This is a genomic window from Leptolyngbya sp. O-77, assembly GCF_001548395.1.
Taxonomy (GTDB): Bacteria; Cyanobacteriota; Cyanobacteriia; order Elainellales; family Elainellaceae; genus Thermoleptolyngbya.
In genome coordinates this window covers 889438-903408 of the sequence record NZ_AP017367.1, presented here as the reverse complement: position 1 = coordinate 903408, position 13971 = coordinate 889438, and the positions used below count along the sequence as shown (strand labels likewise).

The following is a 13971-nucleotide window of genomic DNA, read 5'->3' as shown; positions in this document are numbered from 1 at the left end:
TTAAAGCTAACAGCCGTGCTTTCAGAATAGCTCGGACGACCTGATTCCCGTGCGGCAGCAGCCAATAAAGCCTCTGCTTCAGATAACCCTGATGGGGTGTTTGCAAAGCTAATTGAGACTGACGTAACTAGCGCTAGCAAAAAGCCTGCTAGCACTGCCCATTTTTTACTAATCCTCATCGTGTTAGTGTTTCCTGTGAAACAACATAACAACCATCTCACTGATCTTTGAAGCTTATCTGAGTGCCAGTTTAGAGACGGATGGGTCAGAAAGAACGTTAGATTCTCTTAAGAAATGCAGCACAAATTGGGCAGGAAGATCTGGGGCGATCGCCCCCAATGTTTCATTAAACGATTGCATTAAAATACGCATTAAATGCATTCGTTGACTAAAGCTTTGCACCGCGATAGCGAATTTGCCGTTTGAGCGATAACTCTTCTGCCAACTTGGGCATGTCGCCCCTGTGCCCCATCACAATCACCGTGTCATCCTCATGCAGCACAACCGTGGAACCAGGATTCATAATCAAGGTTCCGTCTGCTCGTCGCAGGGCCACAATCAGATAGGTGCGGCCGACCTGCCCGCGCCCCCTCACTTCCAGATCTTTTACAAAGCTGCCAATTAGAGCCGAACCACGAGACACCCGCAACTCGTCGAGCTGCATGTCCAGATTTCCCAGCAATTCATTCAGCGTACTGCTGCCGTCGTTGTGGTTCAGCAAGTCAAGGGAGGCCGGGTGCGTGATCATTTGGGACATTCGCATCGCGCAGATGGTGGCAGGCAGCACGACGTGGTTTGCGCCCGCAAGCCGGAGTTTGCGCTCGGTGCTGGGATATTCCCCCCGCGCCAAAATGGATAGTGCTGGGTTCATACCCCGTGCGGTCAGCGTGATGAACACATTCGCCGCGTCATCCGGCAGCACCGTCGCTAGATATCTGGCTCGCCGAATCCCTGCTAGCTCTAGCACTTCTTCATCGGTGGCGTTGCCGCTGATTACCAGATAGCTCATTTCCTGGGCCTCAACCACGCGGCCGGCATCGTTATCGATAATGACGAAAGGCTTCTGCTTGTCCGTCAGCTCCCGCGCCAGGATTTGTCCCATGCGCCCAAAGCCGCAAATAATTGTGTGGTTTTCCAGGGTTTCAATGGCTTTTAACATGCGTCTGACTCCCAGTGCCCGATTGATTTCTCCCTCGGTAATCATCTGCACAATCCCCCCCACGGCGTAGACTGCTGAGGAGGTGCCGCCAATGATCACCAGCATGGTAAATAGGCGCAGGACTGGCGTTGTAATCGGATTCACTTCGCCAAAGCCAACGCCAAAGACCGTGATGACAACCTGATAAATCGCATCTAGAAACGTCCAGCCCGCGATCATGTATCCGGCGGTTGCCACGATGATGGTAATCAGGAACAAGACCGCGCCCGTGAGAACCCGGCGGAAGGGAGTCATGCGTTTAGAGAGGGCTGGCAAAAAATTAGAGAGCTTGCCTGTATAGTAGCGCTTTCAAATCGGCTCAAAGCGTAATGCACATGGCAACGCTAAAGAACCGTGTACTGATTTTCCTTTGCGAGATCTGTGTTTTTAAGAGACTTCCATTTCGGGATGCGTATATTTCGGGAGACTTATCGGGAGACTTACAGGCGAGATTCGATGTGGGCTTCAGCCTGGAGGGCGATCGCCCTCAGTCGATTTAGCATATCCCCCGGAGCCTGCGCCCATAGCCCCCGCTGGTGCGCCTCTAGCAGCCGCTCGGTCATGTCGCGCAGGGCCCAGGGATTTTTTTCCTGCACGAACGCCTGCACTGTTTCATCCAGCACGTAGGCTTGCGCCACGCCTTCATACATATAGTCCGCCACGCAGCGCGTCGTTGCATCATAGGCAAACAGATAATCCACGGTCGCTGCCATCTCGAAGGCACCCTTATAGCCATGCCGCATCACGCCCTCGATCCACTTAGGGTTGACCACGCGAGAGCGATAGACACGGGCGATCTCTTCCCGGAGGGTGCGAATTTTAGGCTTTTCGGGTAAGGCGTGGTCACCGAAATACACCTGCGGGGTTTGCCCCGTGAGGGCGCGGGTAGCCACCGTCATGCCGCCCTGAAACTGATAATAGTCGTCTGAATCGAGCAGGTCGTGTTCGCGGTTGTCCTGGTTGTGCAGCACGATTTGCAGGGATTTCAGGCGCGACTCAAAGGCTTCCGGCGCAGCTCTGCCTTCGCCCTGTCCTGTGTAGGCATAGCAGCTCCAATTGATATAGGCGCGGGCCAGGTCGGCGTCGGTTGTCCAGTTTTGCGCGTCGATTAGGCCCTGTAGACCCGCCCCGTAGGCTCCTGGCTTCGAGCCAAAAATTCGGTAGCGCGATCGCCCTTCTGCCTGCTCTGGGGTCAGCCCCGCTGCCTGCCACTGGGCCGCCTCTTGCCGCACCCGCGCCGCTAGGGGATTGTCTGCGGGCGGCTCATCAAGCTGAGAAACGACCGTCACCGCCTGGTGAAACAGATCGATCAGATTGGGAAACGCATCGCGGAAAAAGCCAGAAATTCGCAGCGTCACATCCACTCGCGGCCGTCCCAAAAGCGACACCGGCAAAACCTCGAAATCTACCACGCGCCGCGACGCGCCATCCCCACACCGGACGCACGCCCCAGCAGCGCCAGCGCTTCTGCCAGGTCGTCGCCGCCCGTCCGCATGGTCGCCGTGCCCCACATCGACAGCCCCAGCGTTTGCGGATATTCGCCGTTTTCCTGGGTATAGCGCTCGATCAGCGCCTCTGCTGCCCTGCGCCCCACGTCCCAGGCGCTTTCTGTGGGAATCGCCCGGATATCCACCGAGTAGAAATTGCGCCCTGTCGGCAGCACTTCGGGTCGCCCCCCGCGTCGGCGCACCAGAAGCCCCGCTGGGCACGTAGCGCCCCTCTAGCCCCCCCGCAACAGGTGACTAAGTTCCTGGGGGGTGGTGGCGCGGGAGGGCAGGGCAGGAGGGCAAAGGGGAGGAGATGACTGGCTTCGTGATCCGAGCGCGCTGTGACATGATACAGTTCCCCCAACTGGCTCTCCAATTGCTTGATCGACCTGAAGGGCGGCTTCTTGCTCGATCAGGTCGATTAGGTCGGCGGCGTTTCGAAGGATGGCGGGGTTGGGGGCAAGCTTGGGAACGGTGAGCGCCTGGTGAATTTGGTCAGGCGTGAGGGGGCTGGGCGGGATCGGCGGTGAGCGGGTCAACGTCGAGGTGCCAGTGTTGGGCGATCGCCCGTGTGAGGCCCGGATAGCGGGGGGGTGGGATGGCGGGCGATCGCCACCACCAGATCTCGCAACTGCCGTCCGCTGGGGGCATTGTCCTAAAATATGCAGCCCATCGCGGATCTGGGCTTCTTTGAGTTCGCATAGATAGGTGTCGAGGGTTGGGCAGGAGTGCCTCAATTTCCCTAGAATCGGCAGAGTCAGCCGTTAGCCCCCAAATCCTGCAAAACCTGGGTTTGCTGGAACAGGGTCAGGAGGCGATCGCGGATAACAGGTAGCCGCGATGGGGTCAAGGCTTTGCGCCTCGTAGTATTCATCCACCAGCGTCTCAAGCTGCTGGAGCGGGGCCGTAAAGTTCGGCGCGGGGTGAGGGGGCGGCGTCAGGTGGTCAATAATCACCCGCCTGGGGCGCGGGCGCTTTGCCTGGGAGCCTTCGCCCGGATCGTTGACGATAAAGGGGATAGAGATGGGGCAGCGGGCCCAGGGCAATTTCGGGATAGCAGGGTGGCCGAGAGCGCCACGCCCTTGCCAGGGTAGCCACTCCAGGTTGCCGTGCTTGCCCACATGAACGATCGCATGGGCCCCAAAGTGCGATCGCACCCAATGATAAAACGCCAGGTACGCATGGGTTGGCTCCAGGTCTGGCGCGTGGTAGTTTAGGCTGGGATCAAGGTCATAGCCACGACTGGGCTGGATACCGATAAAAAGATTGCCAAGCTGAATGCCGGGAATGGGAAGGCAGTCCTGGGAATCAGGACTCCCGCAGTCTCCCCAGCGATCGCCCAGTTGTTGCTGCACTGTCGGCGGCAGGGTTTGGAAATAGGCTTGGTAATCGCCCAGCGCAAGGGGATTGGGCAATGGGGGCGGTGCTGGGCTTCGGGGTCGTTGGTGGGGCCGGCGGTGAGGCGGCGGATCAGGTCGTCGCCTGTGGCGGGAATATCGCCCAGAGTGTAGCCCGCTTGCTTTAGAGCCTTCAGGATTTCGACGGTGCTGGCGGGGGTGTCGAGGCCAACGCCATTGGCGAGGCGGCCGTTGCGGGTGGGATAGTTAGCCAGGATCAGGGCAACGCGGCGCTCTGCGGGGGGCGTTTGGCGAAGGCGCACCCAGGCGGCGGCCAGATCGGCGACAAACTGGAGGCGATCGCCCACCGCTTCATAGCCCACCACATCGGTTTCTAACCCATCATGCCGCGTTTGCACCGTTTTGAACGACACAGCCCGGCTGATGATCCGCCCGTCTACCTCTGGCAGCGCCACATTCATTGCCACATCGCGCGGCGACAGCCCCCGGCTTTGCACCTGCCACTGTTCCCGCGTGCCACCGCTGAGAATCACCTGAAGCACAGGCACATCCAGTTGCGTCCACAAATCTACATCCGGCGCATTGTCTTCCAGTCGAGCCAGCGAAAAGCTCGTCGTGTTCAGCACTACCTGCACGGGTTCTTCGCTCTGCGGCTGGAGCAGCGTCAGCAGTTCTGCCTGGACTTCTGGATCGCGCAGTGAGGAGACAAACACCGGAAGCGGTCGCATTCCCCGCGCGGAGAGCATTTCGCACAGCGTGTCAATGGGCTGCGTGTTACCCGCCAGGTAGTGGGCCCGATAGAAGAGGAGGGCGGCGTTTGGGGCGGGTGGGGGGGCAGACGTCTGCTTGCAGGGTTTGTTGTAGCTCCCTGTTCCTGGATATATGCCGATTTTGGGAACAGGTCGGGGGGGCGGTGGGTTAAAAGTCTGCCCAAAGTATTCGTCAGACAAAAATAGGAGAGCGTTGATCCAGTTTTCTTGTCCGCCTTCGGTGAGGTATTGCCAGAGGCGATGAACCGCGGTGAGGGGGGCAGTGGAATGGCTAAGCAGGTCGGGGTCGGGGCGATCGTCTCCGGGCAGCACAAACAGCGTTGCGCCCGTTTGGGCAACGGTTTGTTTCAGCACGTCTAGCCCGTAGGGCCAGTAGGCGCGTCCACCCAGCAGGCGCAGAATAATGACCTGGGCCTTGTTGAGGACTTCTTCAGCGTAGGTGTCGATGCTGAGCTGCTGCTGAAGCTGAAGCAAGCTGGCAACGCGCAGGACGGGAACGCCAGTAGGCAGATGGGGCAGGGCATGGGCAAGGCTCTGGATATCTGTGTCGGCGGCAGTAAGAAAGACGATGGGCGCGGGGCGTTTGCTCCAGAAAAATCACGCCTTCGGTGTCGGGGATTCCAGCCGCCGGGGCTGGCAGCTAGTCGATGCATAGTATTGTTGAAAAGCTATGCTCTGCGGTAAACATCTTTCAAGATCCTTATGCCTTTCAGGGCCAGGCAGACTCGCAGGATACCATAATGAACGGTTGTTAAACCCTTGGTCTAGAGTCCTATCGTGTCCCCTGCATCTCGTCTCCAGGCAGCGGAGAGAGATATGTTTCCGTTCCTGCTGCACCAATCTGATATGCCCACGCCCGAACCGTCGGTTGATTCTCTGATTTTGCCGCTGGCAGTACTGCATCAGCTTCAGGATTTGCTTCAACAGATGGCGCTGTGGGTTCAGTCCTCCGGTCAGTCCTCTGGGGAGGTGCTGCTGTTGAATGCGACGACGCTGCCGTTAGCAGTGCAGGCGCGACTGCTGGATGGCAAGCAGTTTATGGTGCTGGTGTCTCGTCCGTTTAGTGTGCTGCTGAGCGGCTGGCGGGCGCAGGAGGGTGGTGTGTCTGGCGGGCCTGGCGATTTGGATGTTGCTGAGCGATCGCAGCGGGTGGATTTGACCTTTGAGCCGGGGGCGATCGCCACCTTTTTGCAGACGCTAAGCAAGGGGTGTGAGGCGGATGCAGACCTGATGGCGGAGCTACAGGCAGCGGGCGATCGCCTCCAGCCTAACGACCCACTCGCCCAAACGGAATTTACCCGGCGACTGGTGGCGCTGTTGACAAATCGCGTTCTACTGCCAGAGCGCTCGTCGCTGGAGCAGCAGGTCGTTGCCCGTACCCACGATTTGCAGGAGGCGGTGCTGGCCGCCCAGACTGCGAACCGTGCCAAGAGTGAGTTTCTGGCTGCGGTTAGCCATGAACTGAGAACCCCGTTGACCACCATTATCGGCATGTCTGCAACGCTGCTGCGCTGGTCTTTGGGAGAACTGAGTCCGCGCCAGCGCAGCTTTTTGCAGACGATTCACGACAGCGGGCAGCACCTGCTAGAACTCATCAACGACATCCTTGACCTGTCACAAGTCGAGTCGGGGCGGGCCGTGCTAAAGCTGAGTCCGTTTTCGCTGACGATGATTGCCCAGCAGAGTATGAAGGCAGTCGAAGAAACGGCGATGAAGCAGGGGGTGGAGCTAATTTTGGACTTGCGAGTTGACCCTAGCCGCGATCGCTTTGTAGCTGATCCGCATCGGGTCAAGCAAATTTTGCTGAATCTGCTCAGCAATGCTGTAAAGTTTACTGCCGCGGGCGGCAAGGTAACGCTACGGGTGATGACCGATCCTCAACACGCCATATTCCAGGTGATCGACACGGGCATCGGCATTCCCGAACAGCAGCGCCCTTTGCTCTTCCAGAAATTTCAGCAGCTTGATAGCTCCTACCAGCGGCTCTATCAGGGCACAGGCTTGGGGCTAGCGCTAACCAAGCAACTCGTGGATCTGCACGGCGGGCGGATTATGGTCGATTCTACGGTGGGCGTGGGGTCGGTGTTTACGGTTCAGCTTCCGACCCGCTCAAAAGACGATGCAGCGGAGGCGACTGCGCCCATTCCGGCCTTGGATGGGCTGGGGCGCACCATTTTGGGGCGGGTGGTGCTGGTAGAAAATGATGAGCTAACGGCTAACATCATCTGCGACATGCTGACGGCCGCTGGCTATCAGGTGGTGTGGGTCTTGGAGGGGTCTACTGCCTTTAGCCAGATCGAGCTACTCCAGCCCGATGCCGTCATCGTTGATGTGCAATCGCCCGAAAATGCGGGTGCAGAGTTGATTCATAACTTGCGCCACAGCCCCCTTACTCGGCACTTAAAGGTGATTGCCCTGGCAAGCGATGAAGCCTCACCCTATGCTGCACCCGCGATCGCCGCTGCCGACGCTTGTATCAATAAGCCGATTCAGCCGGAAGCAGTATTGCCGAGAGTGCTGTCTCTGATGGCGATCGCCGAAATGCCCTAGCCTTGATAATCAGGAACCCGCAGTCTCAAAAACATCCTAAAAAAACATCCTAAAAACGACAACGAGAGCCAGACAGAAAATCCCTGCCTGACTCTCCTAAGCCATCTCTCAGCTTAGAGCGCTGCTTAAGGTTTAAAGCGCTACCTTAGGGCGCACCTGCTAACCAAACCCTTAGAGGCTTTGCAGAAGGCTCACCAACCCTTGGTGAGTGAGAACTTCTAGGAGCAGCATCGATACAAATCCAATCATTGCCAGACGACCGTTGAGCTTTTCAGCATATTCTGTGAAGCCTGTACGCACTTCGCTGTCCACATACATTTGCGGCTCAACGGCGTAAATATTTTGTCTACCTTGTTCTTCGGTAACAACGCCTCTCATTGCAAATCTCCTAAAAATCCTATGTAAATTAATGTAACAGTTTCGCTAAGAATTGTAAACACTTTTCAGGGATGGCGTTTATAAAGGCGATCGCCATAGACCAGCAAACAAACAAACAAACAAAACAGATGACCAGCCAATAACATTGCCGACTATTGCAAGATAGATGCGTCATTTTGTTTCTTGGGATATGGTGTAAGCAAGCTATAATCCTCGCTTTAGCTAATTTCTTGGCAACATTGCTCGACGATACGAACCCTACTAAACCGTTATGACCCATTCAGCCCACGATCCCGCCATTCTGGATGCCGTGGCATTGCTCAACAGCTACGGGTTCGACATGGACGGCTTCGCGGCGGATTACTTGGTGAGCTATTGGGCGGTGAACCATCCGGCCCATTGGATTCGGGCAGCCATCGTGGAAGCGCTCTATCAAGGACGCTACCGAGCTGTGTCGGTGGGGCAGATCTTGGCCGTGTGGCGGCGGCGCGGGCAGCCTATTCTTCACTACACGCCGGATTTTGAGCGAGTGGTGAGCGGTCGATTCGGTGGATTTGCAGTGGCATCGTCAGCAGGTGCTTCGGTTTCACCTGCCCCCGTGTCTCAGTTGCCTGCTTCTCAAACGCCCGATCGCCAGAACCAGTCCAGCCCCGCCCTTTCATCGGAAGCTGCACTGGATGAGATTAGCGGTGAGAGGAGATCTGTAAATGCTGAAACACCTGCTGATCGTCCTGAGTCGATTGCAGCCCCCCCCGTTTCAGGCTCCCAATCAGACCTCCAATCAGCGTATCAATCAGACCCTCAACCGGCTTCGCAGTCGAGCAGTGTGTCTGCGGCAGACGACGATCAATCAGACGCATCGGGCCCAACCAAAGACGAAGATTCTTTCGGCTGGTGGGGGCGGGGCAGTGTGGCCCAGAACCCAATCCATCAGTACGTGCCGATTATTCCCCGCATTGAAGCGTCGGCGTTTTATGCCAAACTGCGGGCCGTTGCCTGTGGCGGAGATGAGGCTGGCGAAGCAGGCGCAGTCCTTGTGGCAGACAGTCAGCGGCTGGCCCAATCTTCCATGTTGCGGAATAGCCCGCTGCTGGACAGCATGGAGCAAGCCCAGTTGGGTGAACAGAACTAGGCGACCAGAACCAGACGCGACCAGGACTGAACACCTGCGATCGAACGTTTTGCATCGAACGTTTTGCAAAGAATTCCTCTGTTTTGCAATCGGTTGCTTGGATTCTCCTGCCAGGGATGGTATAACAAACGCAGCTAGGGGTGCCTGAGCGGTTCAGGCTGAGATTACACCCTGAGAACCTGAGACTGGTTAGCACCAGCGGAGGGAAGCTGTTTATCTGAGGAACCAAATATGAGAGCATCCTGGGTCGCCAAGCGACGCGGACAGAGCAACGTGTCTCAAATGCACTTTGCTCGACAAGGCGTTGTGACGGAAGAAATGCAGTTTGTGGCGGAGCGTGAGCAGTTGCCTGTGGAGCTGATTCGCTCGGAAGTGGCGCGGGGACGGCTGATCATCCCTGCCAATATCAATCATGTGAACCTGGAGCCGATGGGCATTGGCATTGCCACGCGATGCAAGGTGAATGCCAATATTGGCGCGTCGCCCAACTCTTCCAGTTTGCAAGAAGAAGTGGACAAGCTGAAACTGGCGGTGAAATACGGTGCAGACACGGTGATGGACTTGTCTACGGGCGGCGGCGATCTGGATGCCATCCGATCGGCGATTATCGCTGCGTCGCCTGTGCCCATCGGCACGGTGCCGATTTATCAGGCGCTAGAGAGCGTCCACGGCAATATTGAAAAGCTGACCCCCGACGACTTTTTGCACGTCATCGAGACGCACGCACAGCAGGGTGTGGACTACATGACGATTCATGCAGGAATTTTGATTGAGCATTTGCCGCTGGTGCGCGATCGCCTCACGGGAATCGTCTCTCGCGGCGGCGGCATCATCGCCCGCTGGATGCTGGCGCACCACCAGCAAAACCCGCTCTATACGCACTTTCGGGACATCATCGAAATTTTCAAAAAGTACGACGTATCCTTCAGCTTGGGCGACTCGTTGCGTCCCGGTTGCCTGCACGATGCATCGGATGCGGCCCAGCTTGCGGAACTGAAAACGCTCGGTCATCTCACGCGCAAAGCATGGGAATCGGACGTGCAAGTGATGGTGGAAGGCCCGGGCCATGTCCCGATGGATCAAATCGAATTTAACGTGAAAAAGCAGATGGAGGAATGCTCCGAAGCACCGTTTTACGTCTTGGGGCCGCTCGTCACCGACATTGCACCCGGATACGACCACATCACCTCGGCGATTGGCGCAGCGCTGGCGGGATGGCATGGTACAGCGATGCTTTGCTACGTCACGCCGAAGGAGCATTTGGGGCTGCCCAATGCAGAAGACGTGCGAAACGGGCTGATTGCCTACAAAATCGCTGCCCACGCCGCTGATATCGCCCGCCATCGCCCCCATGCCCGCGATCGCGACGATGAGCTTTCTCGCGCCCGCTACCACTTCGACTGGAATCGCCAATTTGAACTGTCGCTCGATCCAGAACGCGCCCGCGAGTATCACGACGAAACCCTGCCCGCCGACATTTACAAAACCGCAGAGTTTTGCTCGATGTGCGGGCCGAAGTTTTGCCCGATGCAGACCAAGGTGGATGCGGAAGCGTTGACGGAGTTGGAAAAATTCCTGGCAAAGGAGCCTGCGATAGGGCGATGAAGGGGATAGAGGGTTGGCGTTGTGTCTCTCCTGCGCCAATCCTCTACGACTTTCCACGCTCAACCCCTGGGCTATACTAGGCTCAGCTTTTGCGTGGGGAGGCGGTGGTGCTGGTGCGTGGCGTTCGGCAATTAGCAAGGCGGTCAGCGAGGCGGTTAGCAATACAGTTTGCGGCGGGGCTGGTTTCTCCGGCAATAGTAGGTCTGGTGGGGCTACGTCCGGCGATCGCCAATCCGGGGAGCTTGGTCGAGTGGGGGTCGCTGCGAACTGAACCCGTCGTAGCGCCTGTTTCGCCGCCGCCCAGCACCATCCCCGGTGCGCCCGCCGTGACCTGGCCCGATGTCCTCGACTTGGGCGCTGCTGAGTCGTTTGTGCCAGAGCCAGAAGGGCGATCGCCCCTGTCGCTGGTGGTCGATCTGAGCGATCGCCGTGTGTATGTGTACGAAGAGGAGCGGGTGAAAACCAGCTTTCGCATTGCCGTGGGGCGGGCGGGCTGGGAAACACCAACGGGTCGCTACGAGGTCATCAGCATGGTGGAACACCCCACCTGGCAGCATCCGTTTACGGGCGAAATCGTGCCGCCCGGAAATGGCAACCCGCTGGGAGTCCGCTGGATCGGCTTCTGGACAGATGGGAAAAATACCATCGGCTTTCACGGCACGCCCAACGAGGAGACGATTGGACGTGCTGCCTCCCACGGCTGCATCCGCATGTATAACGATGATGTGATTGCCCTATTTGAAATGGTGCAGGTGGGTACGCCAGTCCATGTGGTTCCCTAATCGGGTTCCCTGGCGCAGAGTCTTCTAAAGCAGAGTTTCCTGAAGCAGCATCTCCTAAATCTGTTTGCTGCGCCGCGCTGCCAACTGCTGCACAAACTCGGCATGGGCAGAAGACTGAATGCCAGTCTGCAACCCCTGCATCACCTGCATCATGTTTCCCCCACAGAGCGCCGCTACATCCAGCCACAACCCTGGAAAGATGCGGCTGCGAATCATGCCATCGGCATCAGGCGGCAGCGCAAGATATTCACCCTCATTCAAAGAGAACCAGTCCAGCCCGTTTTCTAAGCTCCGCCACACGATGTATTCTTGAACCCCGTTGCGGCGATAGACCTGTTTTTTAGTATGGAGGTCGATGGAGGCGCTGCTGGCGGCAATTTCGACAATCAGTTCTGGTGCGCCCTCAACATAATCGTCTTCGCTGATCCGAGACTGTCCGCCCGCTGCGGGGTCAATCAGCAGCACGATGTCGGGCTGGGGTTCATTATCTAGGTCGAGCCGCACAGTTGGGTTGTCGCCCATTTCAACTCCTGGCGTTGCCATTTCGTAAGTGCCTAACCAGGTGATCAGCCAACCGTGAGGTTTTGCGTGACTCTTAAAGCGGAGGGCGGCGGGCACGTAGACGACTCCTTCGATCAGTTCGGCTTTTTTGAGATGGGGCATCGCCTCGTAGCGCCGCTCAAACTCGGCCCGCGAGAGATGGTCGCCGTTTTCCAGGGGTGGCAGCTTGGCGGAGGGGGGCAAGGTGGGGCGATTCCCATAGGGATCGTTTCGCGAATCGCGCTGGGTCTGCGTCATGATCGGGAGAGTTAACGTTTGTATATAATCACTACGGATGAAGCGCGTCCTGATGAAGCGCGTTCTGAGACGTGGGATCAGCCGTTTCACCAGAATTCTTCCTATTGTACGGTTGCTGCTCGGTTCCTCTGCCTGCCTAAAACGCCATGAATTCTACCCTTGCACTGTTGAGAAGCCGATTAGAAGCTGCGCTAGTTGCGGCGTTTGGGCCGGATTTGGCTGATGCTGACCCGGTACTGGTACCTGCCAGCAATCCCAAATTTGGGGACTATCAGGCCAATGGCGCAATGGGCCTGGCAAAACGACTGGGCATGGCTCCGAGGGCGATCGCCACTCAGCTTCTCGACCACCTCGACGTGTCCGACCTGTGCGACCCGCCAGAGGTGGCCGGGCCGGGCTTCATCAACCTGCGGCTCAAGACCGAGTATCTAGAAGCGCAGCTCAAGGCAATCCAGGCAGACCCGCGCCTCGGTGTTACGCCCATAGCCAACCCCAAGCGCGTCATCGTCGATTATCCCAGCCCCAACATCGCTAAGGAAATGCATGTGGGGCATCTGCGCCCCTGCGTCATTGGCGATGCCCTGGCGCGAATTCTGGAGTTTCTGGGGCACGACGTGCTGCGGCTGAGTCACATCGGCGACTGGGGCACGCCCTTTGGGATGCTGATTGCCTATTTGCGCGAAGCCTATCCCGATGCGCTGGCGGGCGGCGAATTAGATCTGGGCGACCTGGCAACGTTTTACCGGGCCGCCAAAAAGCGGTTTGACGAAGACACGGACTTTCAGGAAGCCGCGCGGCTGGCAGTGGTAAAGCTTCAGGCGGGCGATCCAGAAACGATTCAGGCCTGGAAAGTGGTCTGCGATTTGTCGAATCGCACGAATCGCAAAATCTTTGACCTGATGGGCCTGTCGCCCAAGATTCAGGAGCGGGGCGAATCTTTCTACAACCCGCTTTTGCCGGATGTGATTGCAGAACTGGATCGACTGGGGCTGCTGGTGGAAGATCAGGGCGCGAAGTGCGTGTTTTTAGAAGGCTTTACCAACAAGGAGGGGAAGCCGCTGCCGCTGATTGTGCAAAAGTCGGACGGGGGCTATAACTACGCCACGACAGACCTGGCGGCGATTCGCTATCGCGTGACAGAAGACCGGGCACAGCGGGTAATCTATCCCGTTGGTGCAGAACAAATCAATCACTTTGCCCAGATTTTTCAGGTGGGCAAGCGGGCGGGCTGGATTACCGATGAAACGGAGTTTGTGCATACACCGCTGGGCAATATTTTGGGCGAAGACGGCAAGAAGCTGAAAAGTCGATCCGGCGAGGCGGCGCGGCTGGTGGACTTGCTGGAGGAGGCGATCGCCCGGGCCCGCGCAGACTTGGAAGCTCGCTTGAAAGAAGAGAACCGCACCGAATCTGAGGACTTCATCGCCCATGTGGCCAACGTCGTCGGCATTGGCGCAATCAAATACGCCGACCTCAGCCAGAACCGCACCAGCAGCTACATCTTCAGCTATGACAAGATGCTGGCGCTGCAAGGCAACACCGCGCCCTACATGCTTTATGCCTACGTGCGGGTGCAGGGCATCAGCCGCAAGGGTGGAATTGACTTCGAGGCGCTGGGGGATAATAGCCGGGTCGTGCTGCAAGACGAGGCAGAGTTTGCACTGGCCAAGTCGCTGCTGCAATTTGACGAAGTGCTGAGCGCGGTGGAGGCCGACCTGCTGCCCAATCGCCTGTGCGAATATCTCTTCGACCTCAGCAAGATCTTTAACCAGTTCTACGACTGCTGCCCGATTTTGCAGGCCGACGAGCCGCAGCGCACCTCGCGGCTGAGCTTGGCAGACCTGACTGCCCGCACGATCAAGCTGGGGCTGTCGCTGTTGGGGATTCAAGTCCTGGAGCGGATGTAAAAAACG

Annotated in this window: 11 protein-coding genes, 2 pseudogenes and 1 riboswitch; of the genes and pseudogenes, 5 read left to right on the top strand and 8 right to left on the bottom strand. The window is 57.7% G+C overall.

Translation table 11 applies throughout. The features are described 5' to 3' along the window. Positions 1–388: 388 nt before the first annotated feature. From O77CONTIG1_RS03830 to O77CONTIG1_RS26605, 6 genes and pseudogenes are all read right to left on the bottom strand, one after another. The gene (locus O77CONTIG1_RS03830) at positions 389–1453 is read right to left on the bottom strand and encodes a potassium channel family protein (RefSeq protein WP_068508213.1); all 1065 of its coding nucleotides are present in this window, start codon (positions 1451–1453) and stop codon (positions 389–391) included. 185 nt (positions 1454–1638) lie between these two features. Further along, a complete protein-coding gene (locus tag O77CONTIG1_RS25960; RefSeq protein WP_286132525.1) occupies positions 1639–2586 on the bottom strand; it encodes a cobaltochelatase subunit CobN in 948 nt (315 codons plus the stop codon). A 17-nt stretch (positions 2587–2603) separates the two neighbouring features. After that, a complete protein-coding gene (locus O77CONTIG1_RS28305) occupies positions 2604–2888 on the bottom strand; it encodes a cobaltochelatase subunit CobN (protein WP_410503487.1) in 285 nt (94 codons plus the stop codon). Between the two features lie 292 nt (positions 2889–3180). Next, positions 3181–3336, bottom strand: coding sequence for a hypothetical protein (locus tag O77CONTIG1_RS28300; protein WP_410503512.1), 156 nt, complete (start codon positions 3334–3336; stop codon positions 3181–3183). A 35-nt stretch (positions 3337–3371) separates the two neighbouring features. Beyond that, a pseudogene (locus O77CONTIG1_RS28295) lies at positions 3372–4040 on the bottom strand (cobaltochelatase subunit CobN); the annotation flags it as partial. 128 nt (positions 4041–4168) lie between these two features. Further along, positions 4169–5125, bottom strand: a pseudogene (locus tag O77CONTIG1_RS26605) (cobaltochelatase subunit CobN); the annotation flags it as partial. Positions 5126–5590: 465 nt separating this feature from the next. Here O77CONTIG1_RS26605 and O77CONTIG1_RS03820 point away from each other — a divergent pair. Then, the gene (locus O77CONTIG1_RS03820) at positions 5591–7363 is read left to right on the top strand and encodes a hybrid sensor histidine kinase/response regulator (protein WP_197673315.1); all 1773 of its coding nucleotides are present in this window, start codon (positions 5591–5593) and stop codon (positions 7361–7363) included. A gap of 171 nt (positions 7364–7534) precedes the next feature. Here the strand turns inward: O77CONTIG1_RS03820 and O77CONTIG1_RS03815 are convergent, their stop codons facing one another. Next, positions 7535–7741, bottom strand: coding sequence for a chlorophyll a/b-binding protein (locus tag O77CONTIG1_RS03815; RefSeq protein ID WP_068508209.1), 207 nt, complete (start codon positions 7739–7741; stop codon positions 7535–7537). 271 nt (positions 7742–8012) lie between these two features. Between O77CONTIG1_RS03815 and O77CONTIG1_RS03810 the strand changes: the two genes are divergently transcribed. From O77CONTIG1_RS03810 to O77CONTIG1_RS25945, 3 genes are all read left to right on the top strand, one after another. After that, positions 8013–8873, top strand: a complete 861-nt coding sequence (locus O77CONTIG1_RS03810; RefSeq protein ID WP_068508207.1) for a hypothetical protein — start codon at positions 8013–8015, stop codon at positions 8871–8873. Between the two features lie 126 nt (positions 8874–8999). Continuing rightward, positions 9000–9097, top strand: a riboswitch (TPP riboswitch). Positions 9098–9104: 7 nt separating this feature from the next. Continuing rightward, positions 9105–10478, top strand: a complete 1374-nt coding sequence (thiC, locus tag O77CONTIG1_RS03805) for a phosphomethylpyrimidine synthase (RefSeq protein WP_068508205.1) — start codon at positions 9105–9107, stop codon at positions 10476–10478. Positions 10479–10567: 89 nt separating this feature from the next. Beyond that, positions 10568–11260, top strand: coding sequence for a L,D-transpeptidase (locus O77CONTIG1_RS25945; protein WP_225894681.1), 693 nt, complete (start codon positions 10568–10570; stop codon positions 11258–11260). Positions 11261–11314: 54 nt separating this feature from the next. Here O77CONTIG1_RS25945 and O77CONTIG1_RS03795 read toward each other — a convergent pair whose 3' ends face one another. Beyond that, entirely contained in the window at positions 11315–12058 is a 744-nt protein-coding gene (locus O77CONTIG1_RS03795) for a Uma2 family endonuclease (RefSeq protein ID WP_084782136.1), read from the bottom strand. A gap of 146 nt (positions 12059–12204) precedes the next feature. Between O77CONTIG1_RS03795 and argS the strand changes: the two genes are divergently transcribed. Beyond that, a complete protein-coding gene (argS, locus tag O77CONTIG1_RS03790) occupies positions 12205–13965 on the top strand; it encodes an arginine--tRNA ligase (RefSeq protein ID WP_068508200.1) in 1761 nt (586 codons plus the stop codon). Positions 13966–13971: the final 6 nt, after the last annotated feature.

Excerpts from the sequence above, each read along its gene's own strand:
- O77CONTIG1_RS03830 (WP_068508213.1), bottom strand. The coding sequence starts at position 1,453 with ATGACTCCCTTCCGCCGGGTTCTCACGGGCGCGGTCTTGTTCCTGATT.
- O77CONTIG1_RS28300 (WP_410503512.1), bottom strand. The coding sequence starts at position 3,336 with ATGCCCCCAGCGGACGGCAGTTGCGAGATCTGGTGGTGGCGATCGCCC.
- O77CONTIG1_RS03815 (WP_068508209.1), bottom strand. The coding sequence starts at position 7,741 with ATGAGAGGCGTTGTTACCGAAGAACAAGGTAGACAAAATATTTACGCC.
- O77CONTIG1_RS03810 (WP_068508207.1), top strand. The coding sequence starts at position 8,013 with ATGACCCATTCAGCCCACGATCCCGCCATTCTGGATGCCGTGGCATTG.
- thiC (WP_068508205.1), top strand. The coding sequence starts at position 9,105 with ATGAGAGCATCCTGGGTCGCCAAGCGACGCGGACAGAGCAACGTGTCT.
- O77CONTIG1_RS03795 (WP_084782136.1), bottom strand. The coding sequence starts at position 12,058 with ATGACGCAGACCCAGCGCGATTCGCGAAACGATCCCTATGGGAATCGC.
- argS (WP_068508200.1), top strand. The coding sequence starts at position 12,205 with ATGAATTCTACCCTTGCACTGTTGAGAAGCCGATTAGAAGCTGCGCTA.